Below are 22,387 nucleotides of genomic sequence, written 5' to 3'. Positions count from 1 at the left end.
TCACTGGCCCATCCAGTTCTGGCCACAGACGCGCAGTACGTTTCCGGAGATGCCGCTGGCGCCGTCTGAAGCAAGGAAGGCGATGGCCTCGGCGACGTCCTGCGGCCGGCCGCCCTGTTGGAGCGAGTTGAGGCGGCGCGCCACCTCACGGGTAGCGAAGGGCATTCTGGCCGTCATCTCAGTCTCGATGAAGCCTGGGGCCACGGCGTTGGCCGTCCCGCCTCGCGCAGCCAGCCGCGCCGCCGTCGAACGCACCATGCCGATCACTCCTGCCTTGGACGCGGCGTAGTTCGTCTGGCCGCGGTTCCCGGCAATCCCACTTGTCGACGAGACGGAGACGATGTGGGCGCGGTCGCCGAAGTGTTCCGAGGCCAAGAGGGCCTCGTTGATTCGAAGCTGGGCAGCGATGTTGACGTCGATGACCGAGTCCCATTTCGCGGCATCCATGTTCGCGAGCAGCTTGTCCCGGGTGATCCCTGCGTTGTGGACCACCACGTCAAGGCGCCCGTGACGGCCGAGGGCGTGCTCGAGGATTCGCTCCCCGGCGTCGCGCCTCGTGATGTCGAGCTGGAGCGCCGTGCCACGAACATCATTGGCCACTTGGGCCAAGGACTCTCCGGCAGCCGGGATGTCCACGGCTATGACCTTTGCACCGTCCCTTGCGAGGGTCTTGGCGATTGCCGCCCCGATGTTGCGAGCAGCGCCCGTAACGACGGCGACTTTCCCCTCGAGCGGGCGATCCGGGTCGGCGGGCAGCCCGCCCGCTGACGTGCCCACCGTGAGGAATTGGCCATCGACGAACGCCGAGCGACCCGAGAGCAGGAAACGCAGGGCGCCAAGCACACTGGGGGCGTCGACGGGGACGTCCTCGGCGAGCAGTATGCCGTTCCCAGTGGCCCCGGCTCGGAGTTCCCTGGCGAGCGACCTGAGGGCTCCCTCGACTCCCTGGCGCGCGGCGCCGAGCGACGGCTCATCCTGAGTCGAGGCCCGACGGGAAAGTGTGATGACCCGCCCGGACGGAGCGAGCGACCGAAGCGCACGGCCTGCCGCGAGCAGAGGTGCGCTCAGGTCTTCGGGCCGCTCGATCCCATCCAGCACGAGAACAATCGCGCCCAGCTTCGGCGAGCGCGCGCCGTCGTCCGCTGCTCTGGGTGCTGCAGCGTCCGCGGCCCCTTCGCGCCGCGCCTCGATCCCCCAGCTCGAAAGGGCAGAGGCAATCGCCTCGGCAGCAGGCCCCGAGCCGATGAGGAGTGCAGGGCCCGACAGGATCGCCTCGCCTGGACGGTAGCGGCGCAGCTCGACGGGCTGGGGCAGGCCGAGGCGCTTGGCAACGTCGCGGCCCCAACCGCGGCTTACAAGGGATGTGTACTTGTCTGCCACTCCGCCCCCTCAGCGAGCCTCGAGCACGGCGGCTACGCCGAGCCCCCCAGCGGCGCACACCGAGATGAGCCCGCGGGCCGGACGGCCACCGACGGACCCGCGCTCGTGAAGCTGCTTTGCGAGCACGGCGACGATCCGTCCGCCGGTCGCGGCGAACGGGTGACCAGCCGCGAGAGACGAACCGTTCACATTGAGCTTCGCGCGGTCTACTTTGCCGAAAGCCCCGTCGAGGCCGAGCCGTTCACGGCAGAACTCCTCGTCCTCCCACGCGGCGAGGTGGCACAGCACGGTCGCAGCGAAGGCCTCGTGGATCTCGAAATAGTCGATGTCCTCGAAGGTCAGACCCAGACGGCCTAGGAGCCGCGGTACGGCAAAGACCGGCGCCATGAGCAGCCCGTCCTTGCCGTGGACGAAGTCGACGGCGGCTGCCTCACCATCGACGACCTCCGCCAGGATGGGCAGATCACGCGATTCGGCCCACTCCTCAGAGGCCAGCAGGACGGTCGAAGCGCCGTCGGTGAGGGGCGTGGAGTTGCCGGCCGTCATCGTCGCTTCGTCCCCGAGCTGCCGGCCGAACACCGTCTTGAGGGATCCGAGCTTTTCCATTGAGGTATCCGGCCGCATATTCGCGTCGCGGGTGAGGCCCCGGTACGGCGTCATGAGGTCGTCGAAGAATCCCCGCTCGTACGCCTCCGCGAGGTTCCGGTGGCTCGAGAGCGCCAACTCGTCCTGCGCTTCACGGCTGATGTTCCATTGCGCCGTGGTGAGGGCCTGATGCTCGCCCATAGAGAGCCCAGTGCGGGGCTCATTCGTGCCTGGGGCGACGGGTGCGACGTCCCTCGGGCGAATCTTGGAGAGCGCCTTGAGCTTCTGCTGGGCGGTCTTTGCGCGAGCGAGCTCGAGCAGGGCATGGCGGAGCCCCTCGCTCACCACGATCGGGGCATCCGACGCACTGTCAACCCCACCGGCGACGCCAGAATCGATGCGCCCGAGTTTGATCTTGTCGCAGAGCCCGAGCACCGTTTCGAGACCGGTGGCGCAGGCCTGCTGGACGTCGTAGGCGGGGGTCTCTGGTGAGAGCGCGGAACCGAGGACCGCCTCCCGAGTGAGGTTGAAGTCGCGAGAATGCTTGAGTACGGCACCCGCAGCCACCTCACCGATTCGCTCGTCCTGCAGCCCGTAGCGCGCCACAAGACCGTCGAGGGCTGCCGTGAGCATGTCCTGATTGGAAGTCATCGCATAGGCGCCGTTCGCACGGGCGAAGGGGATGCGGTTACCGCCGACGACGACGGCCTTTCGCAGCGTGGTCATGATGCCTCCTGGGGGTGGGACCGCATGCCGGAGCGGGCACGAATGTGAGCTGAATTACCGATACCAAGCGTACCTGATACGCTGGGTATCGTGAACCTCCCCTTTGCGGACCCGAGTTTCGAGCGCGGCCCCAAGACGCCGCGAGCGCACGACGACGAGCCGCCGCCCACCGTCGACGGCCGCGCCTCGCGCTGGGCGAACCACCGGGAGGAACGACGCAGGGACCTCATCCGAGCCGCGCGCCACGCCGTGCACCGTCTTGGCCCGGAGGTTCCGATGGAAGACATCGCCGCCGACGCCGGGACATCAAAGTCCGTCTTCTACCGTTACTTCGGGGACAAGGCAGGCCTGCAGGCTGCAATGGGCGAGGTAGTGCTGACCCGGATGCAGGAGCGCATCGCCGAGGCCGCTCGCGCCGCCGAGTCTCCCTACGAAGGCCTTCGCGCTATGGTGACCGCCTATCTCGGCATGGCCGCAAGTTCTCCTCATGTCTACGAGTTCGTGACGCGCGTGCCGCCGGAGAGCCAAGCCGATGCCGGAGCCGGAGCAGCCTTCGGCAACTTCTTCGGCGCCGTCGGCGGAATGATCGAGGAGCCAATGCGCCGCCTCCTCTCGCCGGGACGCCATGCCACCATCACGTTCTGGCCCACGGCTGCGATGGGCCTCGTTCGCGCTGCGGGCGAACGCTGGCTCGAAACCCCCGATGACCCCGCCAAACCAACCCTCGAGGCCATGGCCGGACTCATCGCCGACTGGCTCTACGCCGGCATCACAGCAGAGGCAGAGTCGTCGAAGGCCCTTCCAGCCGCGGCCAACGCCACCACATCAAACATGCCTCTGGAAAGAGGTGAGAAGGAGCAGCCATGACAGAACTCGACTTCGAACTTCCAGACGCCGCGCCGTCCACCGACTCTGGCGACGACGCCGACGACTCCGTCCGCATCGACGTCGCCGCGCTCGCCGAACAGCTCCTCGGCCCTTGGGCCGCCACCCGGCACGAGGCCCGCGAACTCGCCGGCCACCCCGAGCTGCACAAGATCGAGGGACTCACTCATCACGAACACCGCGAGCGAGTCTTCGGCCAGCTCAAGTACCTCGTGGACCACAAGGCTGTGCACCGGGCCTACCCGAGGGAGCACGGAGGCTATGAGGACCACGGTGCGAATATCGCCGGATTCGAGGAACTCGTCGCGGCCGACCCCTCCCTCCAGATCAAGGCGGGCGTCCAGTGGGGCCTTTTCGGTGCCGCCGTGCTGCACCTCGGAACTGAGGAACACCACGCGAAGTGGCTGCCCGGCATCATGTCCCTCGACATCCCCGGCTGCTTTGCCATGACCGAAATTGGCCACGGTTCGGACGTCGCAAGCATCGCCACGACTGCCACGTATGACCCGAAGGCAGAAGAGTTCATCATCCACACACCCTTCAAGGCGGCGTGGAAGGACTACATCGGGAACGCCGCGAAGGACGGGCTGGCCGCCGTCGTCTTCGCCCAGCTGATCACGAAGGGAGTCAACCACGGCGTCCACGCGTTCTTCGTTCCGCTGCGCGATGCTGAGACGCACGAGTTCCTCCCCGGCGTTGGAGGTGAGGACGACGGCATCAAGGGGGGCCTCAACGGCATCGACAACGGGCGCCTCCACTTCGACAACGTCCGCGTTCCCCGCACCAACCTCCTCAACCGTTATGGGTCAGTCGCGACTGACGGCACGTATTCATCGCCGATCGCCAGCCCGGGCCGACGCTTCTTCACGATGCTGGGGACGCTTGTCCAAGGCCGGGTCTCCCTGGACGGGGCTGCGACCGTGGCGTCGAAGCTCGCGCTCACGGTGGCTCTCCGTTATGCCGCGGAGCGAAGGCAGTTCAATGCATCCTCCGAGGTCGCGGAAGAGGTCCTCCTCGACTACCAGCGACACCAGCGCCGGCTCCTCCCCCGCCTCGCGACCACCTATGCCATGAGCTTCGCCCACGAACAGCTCCTCGAGAAGTTCGACGGTGTCTTCTCGGGCCGAAGCGACACCGACAAGGACCGGCAGGATCTGGAGACGCTCGCAGCGGCACTCAAGCCGCTCTCGACGTGGAATGCCCTCGATATCCTGCAGGAGTGCCGCGAGGCGTGTGGAGGTTCCGGCTTCCTCATCGAGAACCGCTTCGCCTCCCTCCGTGCGGACCTCGACGTCTATGCCACTTTCGAGGGGGACAACAACGTCCTCCTCCAGCTCGTCGCCAAGCGGCTCCTCAACGACTATGCGAAGGAGTTCCGCACGGTAAGCATCGGTGCTCTCGCGAAGTTCGCACTCGGACAGGCGACCGGTGTCGCCTACAAGACCGGGCTCGGCGCCGTCGCCCAATTCGTCCGGGACAGCGGCCGGGCGCAGCGTGCCGCGCTGGCGCTCCGTGACGAGGACACGCAACGCTTCCTGCTCGCCGACCGGGTCCAGACGATGGTCGCCGAAGTAGCCCAGGCTCTGCACGGAGCCAATCGCCTCCCCCAAGCCGAGGCAGCCGCGCGCTTCAACGCGCACCAGAACGAGCTCATCGAGGCGGCCCGTGCTCACGGCGAGCTACTCCAGTGGGAAGCGTTCACCGAGGCGCTCGCGGAGATCGCCGATCCAGGGACGCGGAAAGTCCTCACGTGGCTCCGGGACCTGTTCGGACTCTCGCTCGTCGAAAAGCATCTTGCGTGGTACCTCATGAACGGCCGGCTGAGCATGCAACGCGGGCGCACTGTCGGGGAGTACATCAACAGGCTCCTGACCAAACTCCGCCCGCACGCCCTCGACCTCGTCGCGGCCTTCGGCTACGGCCCGGAGCATCTGCGGGCGAGCATCGCGACAGGCGAGGAAGCGCAGCGGCAGGCAGAAGCGGCGGCGTACTTTGAAGCTCAGCGGGCCTCCGGTGCAGCCCCCAGGCTGGAGAAGCACACGAAGACCTCGGAGCGGAAGTCCTGAAACGCAGCCACACATGTTCGCTCTGGGCCGTTTTCCCGCACCTTCCCCGGCCAATTGCCGAGGTCTAGCCTGAGGGCAAGGCCCGGCCAAAGGACTGGGCGAACCCACGAGGAGGTTGCCATGGGTGATGGATGGTCCCGTCGCGGGAGCTGGGACATGCCGGTTCCGCCGCCGTTCCGCCGTTTCGGATTCCCCGAGCAGGTGCGGCGCTTCATGGAGGGCGATTGGGACACCGGGTGGCTGCGCGTTGAAGAGTATCGAGAGGGAGAAACGCTCGTGGTGCGCGCGGAGCTTCCGGGCATCGACCCCGAGAAGGACGTCGACGTGAGCGTCCGCGACGGGGAGCTCAACATTCGCGCAGAGCGGCAGGAAAGCACCGAGAACAGGGGCAAGGACGGCTACCGCTCCGAGTTTCGGTACGGCTCGTTCACTCGAACCGTACAGCTGCCGCGTGGCGCACGGCAGGAGGACATCAAGGCGAGCTACAAGGACGGCGTCCTCGAGATACGTGTCCCCGCGGCACCCGAGAGCGGCCCCGGCCCCACGAAGATCAACGTGAGCCGCGACTGATCACCTGCTCTGCGGGGACCTAGGTGCGATCACGACGACGGCGGGCGACCCACGCGGGGCGCCCGCCGTCGTCGTTCGCTCCCCCGAACGGAGGGCAGGGCAAGATCGCTGCGGGAAGCGCTAGGCGAGCAGGGAGCGGTAGACCTCGAGGGTCTCCTTGCCGATGCTGTCCCACGAGAAGTTTCGCTCGGCGCGCAGGCGGCCCGCCTCGCCCATCTTGCGGGCTCGAGCAGGGTCGGAGACGACCTCGGTGAGGGCCGCGCCGAAGTCGGCTACGAACTTCTCCGGGTCCAGGGGCGTTCCCGTGCCATCCGTGGCCTGCTCGATCGGCACGAGCAATCCTGTCGCTCCATGGTCGACGACCTCAGGAATGCCTCCGGTGGCCGTGGCAACCACCGCAGCACCGCATGCCATGGCCTCGAGGTTCACGATGCCCAAGGGCTCGTAGATGCTCGGGCACGCGAACGCGGTCGCGTGACTCAGGACCTGAATGAGCTCGGCGCGCGGGAGCATGCGCTCGATCACGATCACGCCTTCTCGCTCCGCCTTCAGGCTGTCGATGAGCGCACCCGTCTCCTTGGCGAGCTCAGGTGTGTCGGCGGCGCCGAGGCACAGCACGAGCTGGACATCCGCGGGAAGTTTGGCCGCCGCCCGCAGCAGGTAGGGCACACCCTTCTGCCGAGTGTTGCGGCCGACGAACACGACCGATGGCTTGGCAGGGTCGACGCCGAGCGCCTCAAGGTGGTTGGTGCCCTCGTCCCTGCCCCAGAGCGAGACGTCGATGCCGTTGTGCACCACTCGCACCTTGGCCGGATCCACCTCCGGGTAGCAGCGCAGGATGTCCTCGCGCATCCCATGGGAAACGGCGATGATCGCGGATGCCGCCTCGTAGGCCGTCTTCTCGACCCACGACGAGAGACGATATCCGCCCCCGAGCTGCTCCGCCTTCCACGGCCGAAGCGGCTCGAGGCTGTGCGCGCTCAGGACATGCGGGATGCCGTACAGGATCGATGCGATGTGGCCTGCCATGTTGGCGTACCACGTGTGCGAATGCACGACGTCGGCTCCCGCGACCTCGGGCACAATGTCTACGTCGATGCCGAGGGTCTGCAGCGCGGCGTTCGCGCCCGAGAGCTGCGGCGGAACCTGGTGCGACGTGACCGTTGCCCCGCCCACGTTGGAATCGCGGGGCGCGCCGAAGGCGTGGACACGCAGATCAACCTCTCGTGCGAGCACTTTGCTCAGCTCGGAGACGTGCACTCCTGCCCCGCCATAGATTTCGGGGGGAAACTCTTTGGTCACAATGTCAATTCGCACGGCACCAACGTAGTCGCTGCTGGGTACGTGTTCTAGTGTGAACCGGGAGGCCTCCTCCAGCGATGGAGGGGCCCAACGGGCCGATCAGGAAGAGACGGGGGTGCGTCATGGCGCCGAAACGAGTATTGGCAATCGTCTTGGCCGGTGGAGAGGGCAAGCGGCTCATGCCGCTCACGGCGGATCGTGCAAAGCCGGCTGTTCCGTTTGGCGGGGCGTACCGGCTCATCGACTTCGCGCTGTCCAATTTGGTCAACTCGGGCTACCGGCGGATCGTCGTGCTGACCCAATACAAGTCCCATAGCCTCGACCGGCACATCTCCGAGACTTGGCGACTGACTCCGCTCCTGCAGAACTACGTTGCGTCCGTTCCCGCACAGCAGCGCGTCGGCAAGAGCTGGTTCCTCGGTAGCGCGAATGCCATCTACCAGTCGCTCAACCTCATCCACGACGACCAGCCCGACATCGTCGTCGTCGTCGGTGCCGACCACGTGTACCGCATGGACTTCGACCAGATGGTCCAGTCGCATATTGAGTCCGGAGCAAAGGCGACGGTCGCAGCCGTGCGTCAGCCGCTCAGCATGGCGAACCAATTCGGCGTGATCGAGACAGATCCGTCGAACCCAGGCCGCATCTCAGCCTTCGTCGAGAAGCCACCCACCACCCCGGGACTCCCCGATGATCCCGATCAGTTCCTCGCCTCGATGGGAAACTACGTCTTCGACTCAGACGCGCTCGTGGAAGCGCTCAAGCGCGACGCGGAACGCCTCGACACCAAGCACGACATGGGCGGGGATATCGTGCCGTACTTCGTGGAGCGCGGTGAGGCCGGCGTCTACGACTTCACCCGCAACGAGATCCCGGGCTCGACCGAACGCGACCGCACCTACTGGCGGGACGTAGGCACGATCGACTCGTTCTACGAGGCGCACATGGACCTCATCTCGCCGCTGCCGGTCTTCAACCTCTACAACGCCAAATGGCCGATCTACACCCGCCAGTTCGTTTCGCCGCCCGCCAAGTTCGTCCGAGGAGTGGGCGGCAGTGTGGGCTCGGCGCTCGACTCAATCGTTGCAAGCGGCGTGGTGGTGACCGGCGGGTCGGTCGAGGGATCCGTCCTCTCCCACGACGTGCGTGTCAACGCCGGGGCACGTGTCCTCGACTCAGTCGTCATGGACGGCTGCGTCATCGGCGAGGGCGCGGTCCTCAACCGAGTGATTCTCGACAAGAACGTGATCGTTCCGCCGGGGGCGACAATTGGTCTCGACGTGCGCCTCGACAAGCGGCGAGGTTTCCAGGTGACGGATTCGGGGATCACGGTCCTGTCCAAGGGCCAGATAGTCCCGGAGCCCGACGAGGACGAGCGGAAGCTCGCTTCAGCGTGGGTCTCGAAGCATCCAGCTGACTACGAGGATCGGGCTGACAACGATGACCGTTCCTCCAGAGGAAGCGACAACGGCAGCCCCGTGACCGCCGGTGCGGCGCCGTCGTCGGAATCCGCGGAGGCTACATCCCGGTAGACTAGGAGGTCATGAGCTCTACCGATCCCGCGAGCCTCCACGCCCTGAGCCCAGAGGACATCCAAGCCTGCCTCAAGGTACTCGGGAAGATCCACGAGTACGACGAGGAGCACCCGGACTTCGTCGCCGTACGCCGGGCTACCGGCAAGATGTTCAAAGCGCACCGGCGCTACACTCGCAACCAGAAGCGTGACGCCGTCGCCGCGGCGGACAGGGCCGTCATCGCGCAGACTGCGACGGCGGCGCCCGACCGGATTGACGACGAGACAAAGGGCAACAAGCTCTCGCCGTCGGCGACAGGCGACGTCGCGGGTCACCTGATCAGGGCGCGGGCCTGCTACATCTGCAAGCAGCCCTATACGCAGGTCGATGCCTTCTATCACCAACTCTGCCCGGCGTGCGCGGCGTTCAGCCATGCAAAGCGGGACGCCAGGACGGACCTGACGGGCCGACGAGCGCTCTTGACCGGCGGCAGAGCCAAGATCGGGATGTACATCGCGCTGCGGCTCCTGCGCGACGGCGCTCATACCACCATCACGACGCGCTTTCCCAAGGATGCTGCCCGGCGCTTCGCAGCGATGGAGGACAGTGCGGAGTGGCTTCACCGGCTGCGGATTGTCGGGATCGACCTGCGCGACCCGTCCCAGGTCATCTCCCTCGCGGACTCGGTCGACGCCGAGGGCCCTCTGGACATCATCATCAACAACGCTGCTCAGACCGTCCGGCGGTCCCCCACTGCCTACCGCCCGCTCGCCGAAGCCGAGGATGAGCCGCTGCCCTCCGAGCTCCTGGCCTCAAACGGGGGCCCCGAACTGCTCACCTTCGGGCATGCCCATGATCGGCACCCGCTCTCGATCGCCGGCAGCCTGACGGGGCATCCCGTCCTGGCTCCAGATGAAGTCACTGCGTTGGCGCTCTCTACGGGATCGGCGTCGCTCGAACGGATCGAGGCCGGAACGGCCATCGACGCGGGAGGGCTCGTGCCCGATGTGGCGAGCATCAACTCCTGGACACAGGTCGTGGACCAAGTGGATCCCCTCGAGATGCTCGAGGTTCAGCTCTGCAACGTGACGGCGCCGTTCTTGCTCATCAGCCGCCTGCGGGAGGCGATGCGGCGTTCGACGGCTCGCCGGAAGTACATCGTGAATGTGTCCGCGATGGAGGGGCAGTTCGGGCGAAAGTACAAGGGCCCCGGCCACCCGCACACCAACATGGCCAAGGCCTCGCTCAACATGCTCACCCGGACAAGTGCGGGCGAGATGTTCACGTCTGACCGGATCCTGATGACCGCGGTGGATACCGGATGGATCACCGACGAGCGGCCGCACTACACCAAGGTGCGGCTCGCAGACGAGGGATTCCACGCCCCGCTCGATCTCGTGGACGGCGCCGCCCGAGTCTACGACCCCCTCGTAATGGGCGAGGAAGGCACGGACTTGTACGGGGTGTTCCTCAAGGACTACAAGCCCTCCCCCTGGTGACGGGTGGTTAGGCGAGGCGCATTATTTCGACCCCTACGTCCAAGTGGGAGCCCCCGCCACCCGAGAGGATGCCCTTGAGCGGAGGCACGTCCCGGTAGTCGCGACCACGGGCGACAGTGACGTGGAAGTCACCGGCGGGCTTGTGGTTGGTCGGATCCCAGCTGCGCCAGTCGCCGTCCCACCACTCGAGCCACGCATGCGACTGCCCGGCGACGACCTCGCCCACGTCCGCTGAAGACCGAGGATGCAGATAGCCGGAGATGTACCGCGCCGGGATGCCCAAACTGCGGAGAGAACCGATCGCCAGGTGCGCGAGGTCTTGGCAGACTCCCTGCCGCTGGTTCCATGCCTGCTCGGCGTCGGTCGTGACACCAGTGGAACCTGCCATGTAACGCATTTCTCCGCGCAGCCACTCGAAGACGGCATGAGCCGCCGCGTTCGGATCGAGTCCTCGAGCGATCTCGGGGACGAGCGCGAGTACTTCGGCGCCGGGCCCGGAGAGGCGCGATTGCGGGAGCCAATCGCTGAACTGGTCCTGAACCTCAGTGCCCCTCAGCCGTTCCCAAGGCACGATCGATCCCTCGGCAGGTACCCTCTCGACGCGGTGCACTTCGACGGTCGTCGTCGAGGTGACCTCAAGGTATTCGTGCGGCAACTGCATGTCGAACGCGGTCACCCGGGTTCCCCAATAGTCGCGGTAGGTGCTCACCGCCGCCTGGGACGGCAGGACACGCACTTGCGATTCGAGCACCACCTGTTGCGGCTCCGTGAGAGGAGTCATGCGTGCCTCGTTGTAGCTGAGCGTCACCCTCTGGTTGTAGCGATAGGCCGTCTTGTGGACGATCCTCAGCCTCGTCATGAAACCTCTCCCACCCAGGCCAGCTCGTCAGCCCGATTGAAATACTTCCGTGAGATGGCGTCCGACGCCTGCGCCACGGCGCGCTGGACTCGTTCCATGTGCTCCGGCAGCTCGACCATGAGGTCGTCGGTGCGATGGAACTCGAGAAACGTCCTCGCCTGCCCCACGATCCGTCGCGCGTCGTTGATGTGTCCCAGACGAGTGTCGGAGGGATCCAGCTTGGCGAGGGCTTCATCGGCGTCCCGAAGCGCGTAGACGATCGAGCGCGGGAACAGCCGGTCCATGAGCAGGAACTCGGCCGCATGGCGGTCGTCGAACGCCGCGCGCCGAGTGCGGAGGAAGGACTCGTAGGCGCCCGCACACCGCAGCATATTGACCCACGACATCCCTGCAGTGTGGACCTCACGGGTCGAGAGCATTCGCGCCGTCATGTCAGCGCGTTCGAGGGAACGGCCGAGCACTAGGAAGAGCCAACTCTCGTCGTGGCTCATCGTAGTGTCGGTCAGGCCACCGACCATCGCGGTCCGTTCGAGCACCCAGTGGCAGAAGCGGTAAGTGCCCACCACGTCCTTCCGATGCTGGCTCAGACCGTAATACGTGGTGTTGAGGCATTCCCAGAGGCTTGAGGAAACCGTCTCGCGGGCCCTGCGCGCGTTCTCGCGCGCAGCGCCCAGAGAGCCGGCGATCGACGTTGCGTGAGTGCGGTCGTATGCGATGGCGTGGAGGAGTTCGGGGAGCCCGAACTCGTCGTGGTCGGGACGCGAGCCCATGACACCGAGCAGTTCCTGGGCCACGCTGCGCTGGTCTTCAGGAGGGAGGTGGTTGAGCCGCTCCAGATGGACGTCGAGAATTCGCGCCGTACCGTCCGCGCGTTCGACGTAGCGCCCGATCCAGAACAGGGATTCAGCAATCCGGCTGAGCAAGGAAGCCTCCTTGGAAATTCGGTGCGATCACTGCTGTTCTGCCTGCCGGTCCCGCCAGCTGCTCTCGACCGGCCAGACGCTGGTGCGTTCCCGGATGCTGATCGAGTGGCGCGGCTCCGCCTCGATCGGCACGTTCCGCGATTGTGCGAGCACCCATGTGTCCTTCGACCCGCCGCCCTGGCTCGAATTGACGATGAGGCTGCCCTCCTTGAGGGCGACGCGGGTCAGGCCACCTGGCAGGACCCATACGTCCTCGCCGTCGTTCACGGCGAAGGGGCGAAGATCGACGTGGCGCGGACCGAACTTGTTGCCGCTCAATGTCGGCACCGTACTGAGCTGGAGCACGGGCTGCGCGATCCAGCCGCGCGGATCCTCGATGAGTCGGCGACGCAGCGTCTCGAGTTCCTCTGGACTGGCGTCGGGACCGATGACGAGCCCCTTCCCTCCAGACCCGTCGACCGGCTTCACGACGAGCTCATCGAGCCGGTCGAGGACCTCCTCGCGCGCGTCGTCCTCCTCTAGCCGAAACGTGTCGACGTTGGCGATGATCGGCTCCTCACCGAGGTAGTACCGGATGAGATCAGGCACGTAGGAGTACACGAGCTTGTCGTCCGCCACCCCGTTGCCGACGGCGTTCGCAATGGTCACGCCGCCCGCTCGGGCCGCGTTGACGAGACCAGGGCAGCCGAGCATCGAGTCCGAGCGGAACTGGAGCGGATCGAGGAAATCGTCGTCGATCCGCTTGTAGATGACGTCGACGCGCTGCTCGCCCGCCGTCGTCCGCATGTAGACCCGGTTCCCACGGCAGATGAGGTCGCGGCCCTCGACAAGTTCGACGCCCATGAGCCCGGCCAGAAGCGTGTGCTCGAAGTAGGCCGAATTGAAGACACCTGGCGTGAGCACGACGACGGTCGGTTCGTCGACGCCTGCCGGCGCAGTGCGGCGCAGCGCCGAGAGGAGACGCCGCGGGTACTCCTCCACAGGCCGAATCGGCTGCTGGCTGAACGCCTCGGGAAGACCCTTCGCCATGGCTCGCCGGTTCTCGAGCACGTAGCTCACCCCTGATGGCACACGGACGTTGTCTTCGAGGACTCGGAAGGTGCCAGCACCGTCGCGCACCACATCTATGCCCGAGATGTGCACTCGTACCCCGCCCGCGGGCTCGAAGCCGTGCACCTGGCGATGAAAGTGCTTGCTGGACGTGATGATCCGACGCGGCACGACGCCGTCTGACGCTACCGACATCTTGCTGTAGACGTCGTTGAGGAACGCTTCAAGGGCTCGCACCCGCTGGGCCACCCCGCGCTCGAGGACGTCCCACTCGCCTGCCGAGATCACCCGGGGCACGATGTCGAGCGGGAACGGGCGCTCCTCGCCCGCGTAGTCGAACGTGACTCCCCTATCGAGGAATGTGCGCGCCATGGAATCGGCACGGGAACTGACATCGGCGAGATCGAGGCTCGCGAGCGCACCCTCCAGCTGGCGGTACGTGGAGCGGGCCACCTGGTCGGGGGCGAACATCTCGTCGTACGCGCCCGTCCGGGCAGCGGCGACGGCGTAGTCCTCGAAGAGATCCGACATAGAGGACAGCTTTTCATCAATCGGCTGCCCGTGCATATTCGGCCTGTCTCCGCGTTCCCGCACCTTGGGCTGTCGGAGGGGCGTGGTTGAATGGCCGCGTGTCGAACGAGAACCTGAGTCGTGAGGAGGCTGCCGAACGTGCTCGCCTCATCAACGTCGAGTCCTACCATGTGACCCTTGATCTCCGCGCAGCCGAGGATCCCGACAGCGCGACCTTCGAAACCACGAGTGTGATTGACTTCAGCGCCGTCCCGGGATCGTCCACGTTCGCCGATTTCGTGGGCGAGAGCGTCTCGTCGGCCGCGCTCAACGGTCGGCTGCTGGACGAGTCGACCGTGTACGACGGTGCGCGGATCCGGCTGGATGGGCTTGAGGGCCGGAACCGTCTCGAGGTCACCGCGCAGGCCCGCTACAGTCGGAGCGGCGAGGGACTGCACCGCTTCGTCGACCCCGCCGACGGCCGGACCTACCTCTACACCCAGTGCGAGCCTGCCGATGCTCGCCGCTACTTCCCGAACTTCGAGCAGCCGGACCTCAAGGCGTCGATCGCCTTCACCGTCCTCGCGCCTGCACAGTGGGTCGTCACTGCCAATGGTTCGGCCATCACTCAAGCCACGCTTCACGCCGAAGGCGAAGACCCCTCCGTCGGGCGGTGGGACTTCGCGCCCACGCCGCCGATCTCGACCTACCTCGCCGCCGTCGTCGCCGGCCCTTACCACCGCGCCCAAGACGTGTGGGTCGGGAGCGCGGACGACGACGCCCCGCTCACCGTGCCGCTCGCTGCCTACTGCCGCGCTTCACTTGCCGAGCATTTCGACGCCGAGCGCCTCTTCGCGCTCACGAAACGTGGTCTGGACTTCTACCATTCGGTGTTCTCACCCGCTTACCCCTGGGGGAAGTACGAGCAGGCCTTCGTGCCGGAGTACAACCTCGGCGCAATGGAGAACCCGGGCATCGTTACGTTCACCGAGCAGTACGTCTTTGCCTCGCGTGCTGCCGACTCACAGTACGAGGGGCGTGCGAACACGCTCCTGCATGAGATGGCGCATATGTGGTTTGGGGACCTCGTGACGATGCGCTGGTGGGACGATCTCTGGCTCAAGGAGTCGTTCGCCGAGTACATGGGGACTCTCGCCGTGGAAAGGGCCACGGACTGGGATACCGCGTGGGTGAACTTTGCGAACCGCCGCAAGGCGTGGGCCTACGTGCAGGACCAACTCCCGACCACGCACCCGATCGTCGCCGACGTGCCGGACCTTGAGGCCGCGGAGCAGAACTTCGACGGCATCACCTACGCGAAGGGCGCCTCCGTGCTCAAGCAGCTCGTCGCCTATGTGGGCGAGGACGCGTTCTTCGTCGCGGCCCGAGAGTACTTCGGGAAGCACGCCTATGGGAATACATCGCTGACGGACCTTCTCGACGCGTTGGGTCGCGCCTCCGGCAAGCCGATGGAAGAGTGGGCTGCCGCTTGGCTTCAGACGGCGGGGCTACCGCTGCTGGTGCCGGAGGTGGAGTACGACGGCGACCGCCTCGCCAGAGTCGCGGTTCGGCAGGCGGCGTTCGACCCCGCGACCGGCATCTCGGCGCCGCGCCCGCATCGTCTCCGCGTGGGTCTCTACTCGCGGGCATCTGACGGCAAGATTGTGCGCGCCCGTTCAGTCGACGTCGTCGTCGCTGCCGGACCGGCAGGCGAGCTGACGGAAGTCCCCGAACTCTCGGGGCTCCCCTCTCCTGACCTGCTCCTCGTCAATGATGAGGACCTCACGTACGCGAAGGTCCGTCTCGATCCGGCGTCGGAGCGGACTGTGCGCAATTCCCTCGGAGACATCGCCGATCCGCTCGCACGCGCCTTGTGTTGGACCGCCCTGTGGCACGAGGTGCGCGACGGCAAATCCCCAGCACGCGACTACGTCCGCGCGGTTGCGCGCTTCGGACCAGCCGAGACGACGATCGGAGTCCTCCTCACCGTGCTCGACAACGCCCGAACCGCGATCGAGCGCTATGCATCCGTGGGGGAACGGCCCGCGTTACGCGAAGAGTACCTTGCCGCAGTTGCAGAGCATCTGAAGGCGTCCGCTCCGGGCTCCGACGAGCAGCTTGCGTGGGCCCGGGCGCTCGCGCGCGGCAGCCGCTTCGGGGGCGGCCAGCTCGAGCTCGTGCGTTCCCTGATTGAGGACGACGGCGGCATTCGGGGCATTGCCGCGGACGCGGACCTGCGCTGGTCTCTGTGGCAGGCCTTGGCGGCTCAAGGCGCCGCGGACGAGGCGGATCTGGAGGCGGAACTCGCCCGCGATGCGACAGCCCGCGGACGAGTCGGACATTGCCTCGCCCTCGCGGCCCGCCCTACGCCCGAGGCAAAGGCAGAAGCGTGGAGCGCCGTCGTCGAACGGGACGATCTCTCCAACGAGCTCCTCAAGGCGACCATCGAGGGCTTCGGGCTCGGTCCGAACGAACTCAGGCTGCCCTACCGGGACGCCTACTTCTCCTCTCTCGAGGAGGTGTGGGCCGAGAAGTCGAACGAACTCGCCAGCAGGATCGTAATGGGCTTGTTCCCTGACAGCGACCTCCAGCTCAGTGGCGAGCCCGATGCTGACGAGGTACTGAGGCTCGCCGATTCGTGGCTCGCCCGCCATGCGGACGCTCCGCACGCGCTGCGGCGGGTCGTCGTCGAGCAGCGCGACCACCTGAGGCGTGCCCTTGTGGCCCAGTCCCGCTCAGCGACGACGTAAAGCAAGCGTGAACGGAGCCGTCTACGGCACTCGGTGCAACCATGCCTCGGTGCCGAACTTGGATGCCGCCAGGCGTCGCGCAGCCTCGCGTGATTCCGTGGAAAGCTCGGCGCGCCGCGCTCCGTAGCGCTGCTCGAAAGTTCCGATCATGGCTTCGAGAAGGTCCTTGCGGTCCAGCCCGGTCTGTCGCTTGAGCGGATCAACGCGCTTCTTCGCGCTCGCGATCCCCTTGTCCGAGATCTTCTCGCGGCCTATGCGCAGGACCTCGGTCATCTTGGCAGCGTCGATGTCGTAGCTCATGGTCACGTGGTGGAGCATTGCGCCGTTGCCGAACCTCTTTTGGGCCGCACCGCCGATCTTGCCCTCCTCTGTGGCGATGTCATTGAGTGGCTTGTAGAAGGCCTTGACGCCGACCGAGGCCAAGGCCTCCATGACCCAGGCGTCTAGAAACGGATAGGAATCGGCGAACGAGAGGCCGTCAACGAGCGACGTCGGCAGGTAGAGCGAATACGTGATGCAGTTCCCGGCTTCCATGAACATCGCACCGCCGCCGCTGACTCGCCGGACGACGGTGATGCCGTAGCGCGCAACCCCGTCCGGATCTACCTCATTCCGATAGGACTGGAACGTCCCGATGACCACGGAGGGCTCGTCCCACTCCCAGAAGCGAAGTGTGGGCTTGCGCCGCCCTTCCCCGACCTCGCGGGTGAGCACCTCGTCGAGGGCGACCTGTTCGGTGATCGGCAAGGCAGTCGGCGGGATCACCTCCCAGTCGTGGTCCGCCCACGTCGTAGCGTGGCCCAAGGCGCGGCGGACCGCGACCGCGACGGCGGCCGGATCGAAGCCGAACATGACGGCGGACGAATCCACGGCATCGTGAACCGCCGCCGTAATCGCCACATTCGGCGCCTCGCTCGAAAGGCCGACCAAGGCCTCGTTGATGTCGTCGAGGGCCTCATCCGGCTCGAGGAAGAAGTCCCCGTTGATGCTCGCCTTGGTGATGACGCCGTCGTCCGTCACGAGGTCGGCGACGACGAGCTTGCCGCCTGGCACCTTGTATTCGCCGTGATGTTCAGCCACCCGACAAGCCTAGCCCCGCCGACCAGACGACCAGGGAACGACAGCTCGGAGGGGACCGGAAGGGAAGAATCTGGAACTGACGGAAGGCCCGACGACGGAAGGCGCCGCCCTTCTGGGCGACGCCTTCCGTACAGCAAGGGCTTGAATCAGGCCTTCTTGCCGAAGTTCTTGAAGCGCGCGTTGAAGCGCTCTACGCGGCCTGCGGAGTCCATGATGCGCTGCTTGCCCGTGTAGAACGGGTGCGACTCAGAGGAGATCTCGACGTCGATGACCGGGTAGGTGTTGCCGTCCTCCCACTCGATCGTCTTGTCCGAGGTGGCCGTGGAGCGGGTCAGGAACTTGGTGCCGGACGCGAGATCGTTGAAGACGATCGGCGCGTACTTGGGGTGGATATCAGACTTCACAATGGGACCTTTGCTAGGGCTCTGGATTTTGCCAGAAGCCAGGTGTGAACGCCCACCGATTGGAGGGCCAGCCATGAATTTTAGCATGTGGTCGGACGGGCGCCATCGCAGCCCCGGAGGCCAATCGGCTTTGCGAGGAAGGCCTGAGGGTATCGGAAGAGGGCCGGGATGGCCGGTGTGATGTCGAGTGTGCCGAGGAGGCCCGCATGGGTGATCAGGAGCCCGAGTCCCCGCAGCGCTGGGCAGAGAGCTCCCCTGACGACCCGCGCGAGCCGCAGCGCCTGAGCGAGGTGACCGAGCCGGTGTGGCGGTACGTCGCGCTCAGGACGCTGCGCGGGTTCATGGACCATCAGTGCATGGACCTCGCCGCAGGGCTGACCTACCACGCGGTCCTCTCGCTCTTCCCGGCGCTCTTGGCGATCGTCTCGCTTCTCGGTCTGTTCGGCCAGAGCGGGAACACGGTTTCGGGAATGATGGACATCATCCAGCACATCGCTCCCGGTGCCACGGCCGCATCCATCCGACAGCCCGTCGAGGACCTCGTCCACGCCCCAGCTGCGGGCCTGGCGCTCATCGGAGGCCTGGCTGGGGCCCTGTGGGCCGCCTCAGGATACGTCCGCGCCTTCGCGCGGGCAATGAACCGAATCTACGGCATCGCAGAGGGGCGCTCATTGGTTCGGCTCTTCGGCACCATGCTGGGGATCACGGTCGTCTACGTGGTCGTCGTCGCAGTGGTCTCCGCGGTCCTGGTCCTCAGCGGGCCGATCGCCGATGCCATCGGCAATGCCATCGGGCTAGGAGGCCCCGCTGAGGTGGGATGGAACATCCTGAAGTGGCCGGCCGCCGTCGTGCTCGTGGTAGGACTGATCGCCGTCCTCTACTACTTCACCCCGAACGTCCGCCAGCCCAAGTTCCGGTGGATGAGTGTCGGCTCCTCCATTGCCCTGGCCGTCTTCGCCCTCGCCACGGCAGGCTTCGGCTTCTACGTGGGCAATTTCGGGCACTACAACAGGACCTATGGAGCGCTCGGCGGCGTCATCATCCTCCTGCTGTGGGTATGGCTGCTGAACATGTCCCTCCTGCTCGGGGCCGTGTTCGACGCCGAGACCGAGCGCGGCCGCGAGCTAGAGGCCGGGCTGCCTGCCGAGGAGCAGATCCAGCTCCCGCCAAAGTCCGTCGCAGGGATCAGGAAACGCCAGAAGCGGGCCCAAGAGGACATCCGCCGGGCACGCGAGCTCCGCCGCCGACACGGCCGATGAGAGCAGGCCAGCTCACAGCACCCTCCCCCACATCTGCCTCCCTACGGCCGCTCCCGGTCCTGTCGCACTGCTCGCTTGGCCGTTTCCCGGCCGCGATCGAGGGTACTCAACACTCATATGGTTGCGCTGACGCAACTGTTCTCGCGGGGCTCGCGGGGTCTCCCCGCAGCACCCAGCAGTCCACCAGCAGCAACCGCCAGCGCCACGGACAACGGAGGACAACGATGCCTGACACCAACGCACGCCCTCAGGGCGCCTTCAGCAAGGCCGGGCGGAAGGCGGCCCACCACCGTACAGTGACCATCAACTTCGAAGGCCTCGGCTCGGTCCGCCTGCCGCCCGTCGAAGACCTGGGCTTCGTCGGCGGGGTCGGGGTGCTCGCCACAGCCGGGATCCTCGAATGGCCTCTGGCGGGGATCCTGGCCGCCGGACACCTCCTCGCCCGGTCTTCTAGGAGCAATGCCCTCAAGGAATTCGGCGACGCCCTCGAAGAAGTCTGAGAACAGCGACCGCGCCCTTGGCAGGCGCCTCGCCCTGAGGAGAGGCGGCTACTCTGAGCCGTGGGCGCGGGCTAGCAGGGCTTGGGCACGGGCTAGCAGTTCCTCGGCCTGGCGCAGCAGCTCGCGTGCTTGGTCCCCTTCGGCATGCGGCACGCCCGCAGGCATTCCGCCTGATGCGGGGCCTTTCTCGCCCATGTCCGAAGGGGACTCCGCGTCCTTGCGCGGCTCGCCCTCAGCTGCCTCGCTTGGCTCGGGAGGGAGGGAGGACGGTTCGGCCCCGTTCCCGGTCGGGGCGGCAGGAGCGGAGGCAGGCGCACTGGAGGACGACGACGGGCCGGAGGCGGGCGCATCGGCACTGCCCTGCTCGCTGTCCCCGCCCACCATGACAGAGGCCAGCGAAGCGGCCAGATAGGTGAAGACGGTCACGGCGTAGATCATGAGGGCCCACCCGACCACCCTTCCGGCGAAGGTTACTGGGTAGACCTCGCTGCCCACGGTGGTGATGTAGGACGCGGTGAACCAGAGCGCGCCTCCGAAGGAAGTGATCTGGCTTCCCTTCGCATTGATCTCCGCGAGATAGAACAGTTCGGCGAAGATCAGGGTGAGCATCAGGGTCGAGAGCATCAGTTTGCCGAGCTGGCGGCGCTTGAGGATCCTCACTCCCAGACGTGCCGCCCGCCCGTCCGGATGGCGCCCGAAAAGCAGCGCGAACAGGGATTCGACAAGCCGGTAGATGTGCAGGCGGCGAAGGTACGTGAGCGGACGCAGGACGGGCAGCACGGCGAACACCGCGTCCGGCCAATGGGTGCGCAGGTAGGCGGCGCGGTCCCTCGAGAGTGCCAGCTTGCTTGCGAAGTCGAGCAGGATCATCGCGTACAACGCTGCCGCGATCGCCCACAGTGCCGGGCCCCACGGGCCGGGGGGCGCGACGACCTCGCAGACGATGACAAGCGCGATGGCGGCGCCTGCCAGCGTCATCGGCGGATTCAGGAACCCGTCAAGCCGCTCGCGGACCTCCTCCCGATCGGGAAGGGCGGACCGAGGAATGCCGGACATCGGAACCTCCAGATCTCTTCCCCGCGATGGCCCCTCGGAGGAATCCATCCGAAGCCGGTGTCGGGCACGGGACCCCGGTTGCTTTAGGCCTACCCCTGGATGAGGGCCAGAAACAGAGGACCATCCCGAGCGCGCGCTTGGGCTCCGGGGACGCCATCGCCCTCTTGGTGCTCTCGGCCATGGTCACCCCAGGTGTCTGGCCCGTAGGCCGATGGGTACCACCACGGAGTGGAGATGCAAGGCCAAGGACAGGCCGGGCCAGCCGAGCAGCCGGCCGGAGCGTCCGAGAGGATCGTTGCCGCAGCCTGCGAGCTGTTTGCCCGGCGGGGCGTCCGCGATGTCGGGATCGAGGAGCTGATCCGGGCCTCGGGAGTGGCCAAGGCGACCTTCTACAGGCACTTCCGCTCTAAAGACGAAGTGGTCCTCGCCTATCTGGACCAGTGGTACTGGGAACGGAGCGAGGCGATAGATGCCGCCGTCGCCCGCAACGCCGCCCACGAAGGCGCACTGCTTGCCGTCTTCGACGTCTTCGACTTCTGGTTCCGCCACGGCAGGGCCGAGGTCATCACCTTCGTACAGGTGATGATGGAGATGGGTCGTGAGCACCCGCTCGGCAGGGCAAGCATCGACTACATGGAGGGGACGCGTCGACAGCTGGCCCAGCTTGCCGCAGCGGCAGACCTTGACGACCCTGACGACTTCGCCTGGTCCATGCACATCCTCATCAAGGGAGCGATCGTCGCAGCCGCGGAAGGCGACCCCCATGCCGCTTCGCGTGCAAGAACGATGGCCGCCCTCCTCATAGACGCCCACGCCCGCTCCTGAGAAAGGCAGGGCACCCGGAACGAGCAGCGCAAGTTCTGGGCTGTCGTAGGGACCGTCCAGACCTCGGCCCAGTCGGCACCTGCTAGTACCGGTATTCCCCGACGGGCATCGACAGTTCGGGGTGGTGCAGGTCGAGGGCCGGACGGTTGGAGCGGATGCGCGGGAGTGAGGTGAAGTTGTGGCGCGGGGGCGGGCACGAGGTCGCCCACTCGAGCGAGGCGCCGAAGCCCCAAGGATCGTCCACGGTCACCCGCTTGCCGCTGCGGGCGGTGATGTAGACGTTCCAGAAGAACGGGATGAGCGAGGCGCCGAGCACGAACGAGGAGATCGTGGAGAACTGGTTCATCCAGGTGAAGCCGTCCTGGGGCAGGTAGTCGGCGTACCGGCGGGGCATGCCCATGACGCCGAGCCAGTGCTGGATCAGGAACGTGCCGTGGAACCCGATGAGCAGGAGCCAGAAGTGGATCTTGCCCAGGCGCTCGTTGAGCATCTTGCCCGTCCACTTCGGCCACCAGAAGTAGAACCCGGCGAACATCGCGAACACGACGGTGCCGAAGACGACGTAGTGGAAGTGGGCGACCACGAAGTACGTGTCGGAGACGTGGAAGTCCAGCGGCGGCGAGGACAGGATGATGCCGGTGAGC

General features: G+C 66.3%; 19 protein-coding genes. 9 read left to right on the top strand and 10 right to left on the bottom strand.

Going from position 1 to position 22,387, the window contains the following annotated elements; genetic code table 11:
• Together LK10_RS20315 and LK10_RS20310 are read right to left on the bottom strand one after the other, a co-directional pair.
• A complete protein-coding gene (locus LK10_RS20315; protein ID WP_043128120.1) occupies positions 1–1,380 on the bottom strand; it encodes a 3-oxoacyl-ACP reductase in 1,380 nt (459 codons plus the stop codon).
• A 9-nt stretch (positions 1,381–1,389) separates the two neighbouring features.
• Complete coding sequence (locus LK10_RS20310; protein ID WP_043128118.1) at positions 1,390–2,691, bottom strand: acetyl-CoA C-acetyltransferase; 1,302 nt, start codon at positions 2,689–2,691, stop codon at positions 1,390–1,392.
• Between the two features lie 90 nt (positions 2,692–2,781).
• Between LK10_RS20310 and LK10_RS20305 the strand changes: the two genes are divergently transcribed.
• The 3 genes from LK10_RS20305 to LK10_RS20295 all read left to right on the top strand — a co-directional run bounded on the left by LK10_RS20305 (position 2,782) and on the right by LK10_RS20295 (position 6,212).
• Positions 2,782–3,558, top strand: coding sequence for a TetR/AcrR family transcriptional regulator (locus tag LK10_RS20305; protein WP_081998724.1), 777 nt, complete (start codon positions 2,782–2,784; stop codon positions 3,556–3,558).
• Entirely contained in the window at positions 3,555–5,642 is a 2,088-nt protein-coding gene (locus tag LK10_RS20300; RefSeq protein WP_043128116.1) for an acyl-CoA dehydrogenase family protein, read from the top strand. Before LK10_RS20305 ends, LK10_RS20300 begins: the two co-directional genes overlap by 4 nt.
• A 120-nt stretch (positions 5,643–5,762) precedes the next feature.
• A complete protein-coding gene (locus LK10_RS20295) occupies positions 5,763–6,212 on the top strand; it encodes an Hsp20/alpha crystallin family protein (protein ID WP_043128114.1) in 450 nt (149 codons plus the stop codon).
• Between the two features lie 120 nt (positions 6,213–6,332).
• Here the strand turns inward: LK10_RS20295 and glgA are convergent, their stop codons facing one another.
• Positions 6,333–7,529, bottom strand: coding sequence for a glycogen synthase (gene glgA, locus LK10_RS20290; protein ID WP_043128111.1), 1,197 nt, complete (start codon positions 7,527–7,529; stop codon positions 6,333–6,335).
• 107 nt (positions 7,530–7,636) lie between these two features.
• Here glgA and glgC point away from each other — a divergent pair, with 107 nt between their 5' ends.
• Together glgC and LK10_RS20280 are read left to right on the top strand one after the other, a co-directional pair.
• Positions 7,637–9,046 carry a glucose-1-phosphate adenylyltransferase gene (gene glgC, locus LK10_RS20285; protein WP_043128109.1) on the top strand — a complete coding sequence of 470 codons (1,410 nt, stop codon included), beginning with the start codon at positions 7,637–7,639 and terminating at the stop codon, positions 9,044–9,046.
• A gap of 11 nt (positions 9,047–9,057) precedes the next feature.
• Positions 9,058–10,527: an SDR family oxidoreductase gene (locus LK10_RS20280; RefSeq protein WP_043128107.1), complete on the top strand. Its 1,470-nt coding sequence runs from the start codon at positions 9,058–9,060 to the stop codon at positions 10,525–10,527.
• 7 nt (positions 10,528–10,534) lie between these two features.
• Here the strand turns inward: LK10_RS20280 and LK10_RS20275 are convergent, their stop codons facing one another.
• Genes LK10_RS20275 through LK10_RS20265 form a run of 3 tightly spaced genes read right to left on the bottom strand, consistent with a single transcriptional unit; the run spans position 10,535 to position 13,890 of the window.
• Positions 10,535–11,386 (bottom strand): transglutaminase family protein, encoded by an 852-nt coding sequence (locus LK10_RS20275; protein WP_043128105.1) that lies wholly within the window; start codon positions 11,384–11,386, stop codon positions 10,535–10,537.
• Entirely contained in the window at positions 11,383–12,309 is a 927-nt protein-coding gene (locus LK10_RS20270; RefSeq protein ID WP_043128102.1) for an alpha-E domain-containing protein, read from the bottom strand. The genes LK10_RS20275 and LK10_RS20270 overlap by 4 nt, the downstream gene beginning before the upstream one ends.
• A gap of 27 nt (positions 12,310–12,336) precedes the next feature.
• Positions 12,337–13,890 carry a circularly permuted type 2 ATP-grasp protein gene (locus LK10_RS20265; protein WP_043128100.1) on the bottom strand — a complete coding sequence of 518 codons (1,554 nt, stop codon included), beginning with the start codon at positions 13,888–13,890 and terminating at the stop codon, positions 12,337–12,339.
• A gap of 98 nt (positions 13,891–13,988) precedes the next feature.
• Here LK10_RS20265 and pepN point away from each other — a divergent pair, with 98 nt between their 5' ends.
• Positions 13,989–16,619 (top strand): aminopeptidase N, encoded by a 2,631-nt coding sequence (gene pepN / locus LK10_RS20260; protein WP_043128098.1) that lies wholly within the window; start codon positions 13,989–13,991, stop codon positions 16,617–16,619.
• A gap of 21 nt (positions 16,620–16,640) precedes the next feature.
• Here the strand turns inward: pepN and LK10_RS20255 are convergent, their stop codons facing one another.
• Together LK10_RS20255 and LK10_RS20250 are read right to left on the bottom strand one after the other, a co-directional pair.
• Entirely contained in the window at positions 16,641–17,699 is a 1,059-nt protein-coding gene (locus LK10_RS20255; protein WP_043128096.1) for a lipoyl protein ligase domain-containing protein, read from the bottom strand.
• Positions 17,700–17,845: 146 nt separating this feature from the next.
• Positions 17,846–18,103: a type B 50S ribosomal protein L31 gene (locus LK10_RS20250; RefSeq protein ID WP_043128095.1), complete on the bottom strand. Its 258-nt coding sequence runs from the start codon at positions 18,101–18,103 to the stop codon at positions 17,846–17,848.
• A 206-nt stretch (positions 18,104–18,309) separates the two neighbouring features.
• On the opposite strand from LK10_RS20250, the gene LK10_RS20245 reads away from it, so the two are divergent.
• Positions 18,310–19,362 (top strand): YihY/virulence factor BrkB family protein, encoded by a 1,053-nt coding sequence (locus LK10_RS20245; protein WP_052207637.1) that lies wholly within the window; start codon positions 18,310–18,312, stop codon positions 19,360–19,362.
• Positions 19,363–19,586: 224 nt separating this feature from the next.
• Positions 19,587–19,862 carry a hypothetical protein gene (locus LK10_RS20240; RefSeq protein WP_043128092.1) on the top strand — a complete coding sequence of 92 codons (276 nt, stop codon included), beginning with the start codon at positions 19,587–19,589 and terminating at the stop codon, positions 19,860–19,862.
• A gap of 48 nt (positions 19,863–19,910) precedes the next feature.
• Here LK10_RS20240 and LK10_RS20235 read toward each other — a convergent pair whose 3' ends face one another.
• Complete coding sequence (locus LK10_RS20235) at positions 19,911–20,918, bottom strand: potassium channel family protein (protein ID WP_043128090.1); 1,008 nt, start codon at positions 20,916–20,918, stop codon at positions 19,911–19,913.
• 234 nt (positions 20,919–21,152) lie between these two features.
• Between LK10_RS20235 and LK10_RS20230 the strand changes: the two genes are divergently transcribed.
• Positions 21,153–21,743: a TetR/AcrR family transcriptional regulator gene (locus LK10_RS20230; RefSeq protein ID WP_043128088.1), complete on the top strand. Its 591-nt coding sequence runs from the start codon at positions 21,153–21,155 to the stop codon at positions 21,741–21,743.
• A gap of 82 nt (positions 21,744–21,825) precedes the next feature.
• Here LK10_RS20230 and LK10_RS20225 read toward each other — a convergent pair.
• Positions 21,826–22,387 (bottom strand): cytochrome c oxidase subunit I (locus LK10_RS20225; RefSeq protein ID WP_043128085.1); only part of this gene is annotated, 562 nt, incomplete at its 5' end.

The sequence above is a fragment of the Sinomonas humi genome (assembly GCF_000802235.1).
GTDB classification, from domain to species: domain Bacteria; phylum Actinomycetota; class Actinomycetes; order Actinomycetales; family Micrococcaceae; genus Sinomonas; species Sinomonas humi.
Note: the sequence above shows the minus strand (reverse complement) of the source record. Positions and strands in the feature narration are given on the sequence as shown.

What these genes read in the sequence shown, in the direction of transcription:
- LK10_RS20280 (WP_043128107.1), top strand. Translation starts at nt 9,058, where the DNA reads ATGAGCTCTACCGATCCCGCGAGCCTCCACGCCCTGAGCCCAGAGGAC.
- LK10_RS20230 (WP_043128088.1), top strand. Translation starts at nt 21,153, where the DNA reads ATGCAAGGCCAAGGACAGGCCGGGCCAGCCGAGCAGCCGGCCGGAGCG.
- LK10_RS20265 (WP_043128100.1), bottom strand. Translation starts at nt 13,890, where the DNA reads ATGTCGGATCTCTTCGAGGACTACGCCGTCGCCGCTGCCCGGACGGGC.
- LK10_RS20300 (WP_043128116.1), top strand. Translation starts at nt 3,555, where the DNA reads ATGACAGAACTCGACTTCGAACTTCCAGACGCCGCGCCGTCCACCGAC.
- LK10_RS20235 (WP_043128090.1), bottom strand. Translation starts at nt 20,918, where the DNA reads ATGTCCGGCATTCCTCGGTCCGCCCTTCCCGATCGGGAGGAGGTCCGC.
- LK10_RS20275 (WP_043128105.1), bottom strand. Translation starts at nt 11,386, where the DNA reads ATGACGAGGCTGAGGATCGTCCACAAGACGGCCTATCGCTACAACCAG.
- LK10_RS20240 (WP_043128092.1), top strand. Translation starts at nt 19,587, where the DNA reads ATGCCTGACACCAACGCACGCCCTCAGGGCGCCTTCAGCAAGGCCGGG.
- LK10_RS20310 (WP_043128118.1), bottom strand. Translation starts at nt 2,691, where the DNA reads ATGACCACGCTGCGAAAGGCCGTCGTCGTCGGCGGTAACCGCATCCCC.
- LK10_RS20295 (WP_043128114.1), top strand. Translation starts at nt 5,763, where the DNA reads ATGGGTGATGGATGGTCCCGTCGCGGGAGCTGGGACATGCCGGTTCCG.
- glgC (WP_043128109.1), top strand. Translation starts at nt 7,637, where the DNA reads ATGGCGCCGAAACGAGTATTGGCAATCGTCTTGGCCGGTGGAGAGGGC.
- LK10_RS20245 (WP_052207637.1), top strand. Translation starts at nt 18,310, where the DNA reads ATGGGTGATCAGGAGCCCGAGTCCCCGCAGCGCTGGGCAGAGAGCTCC.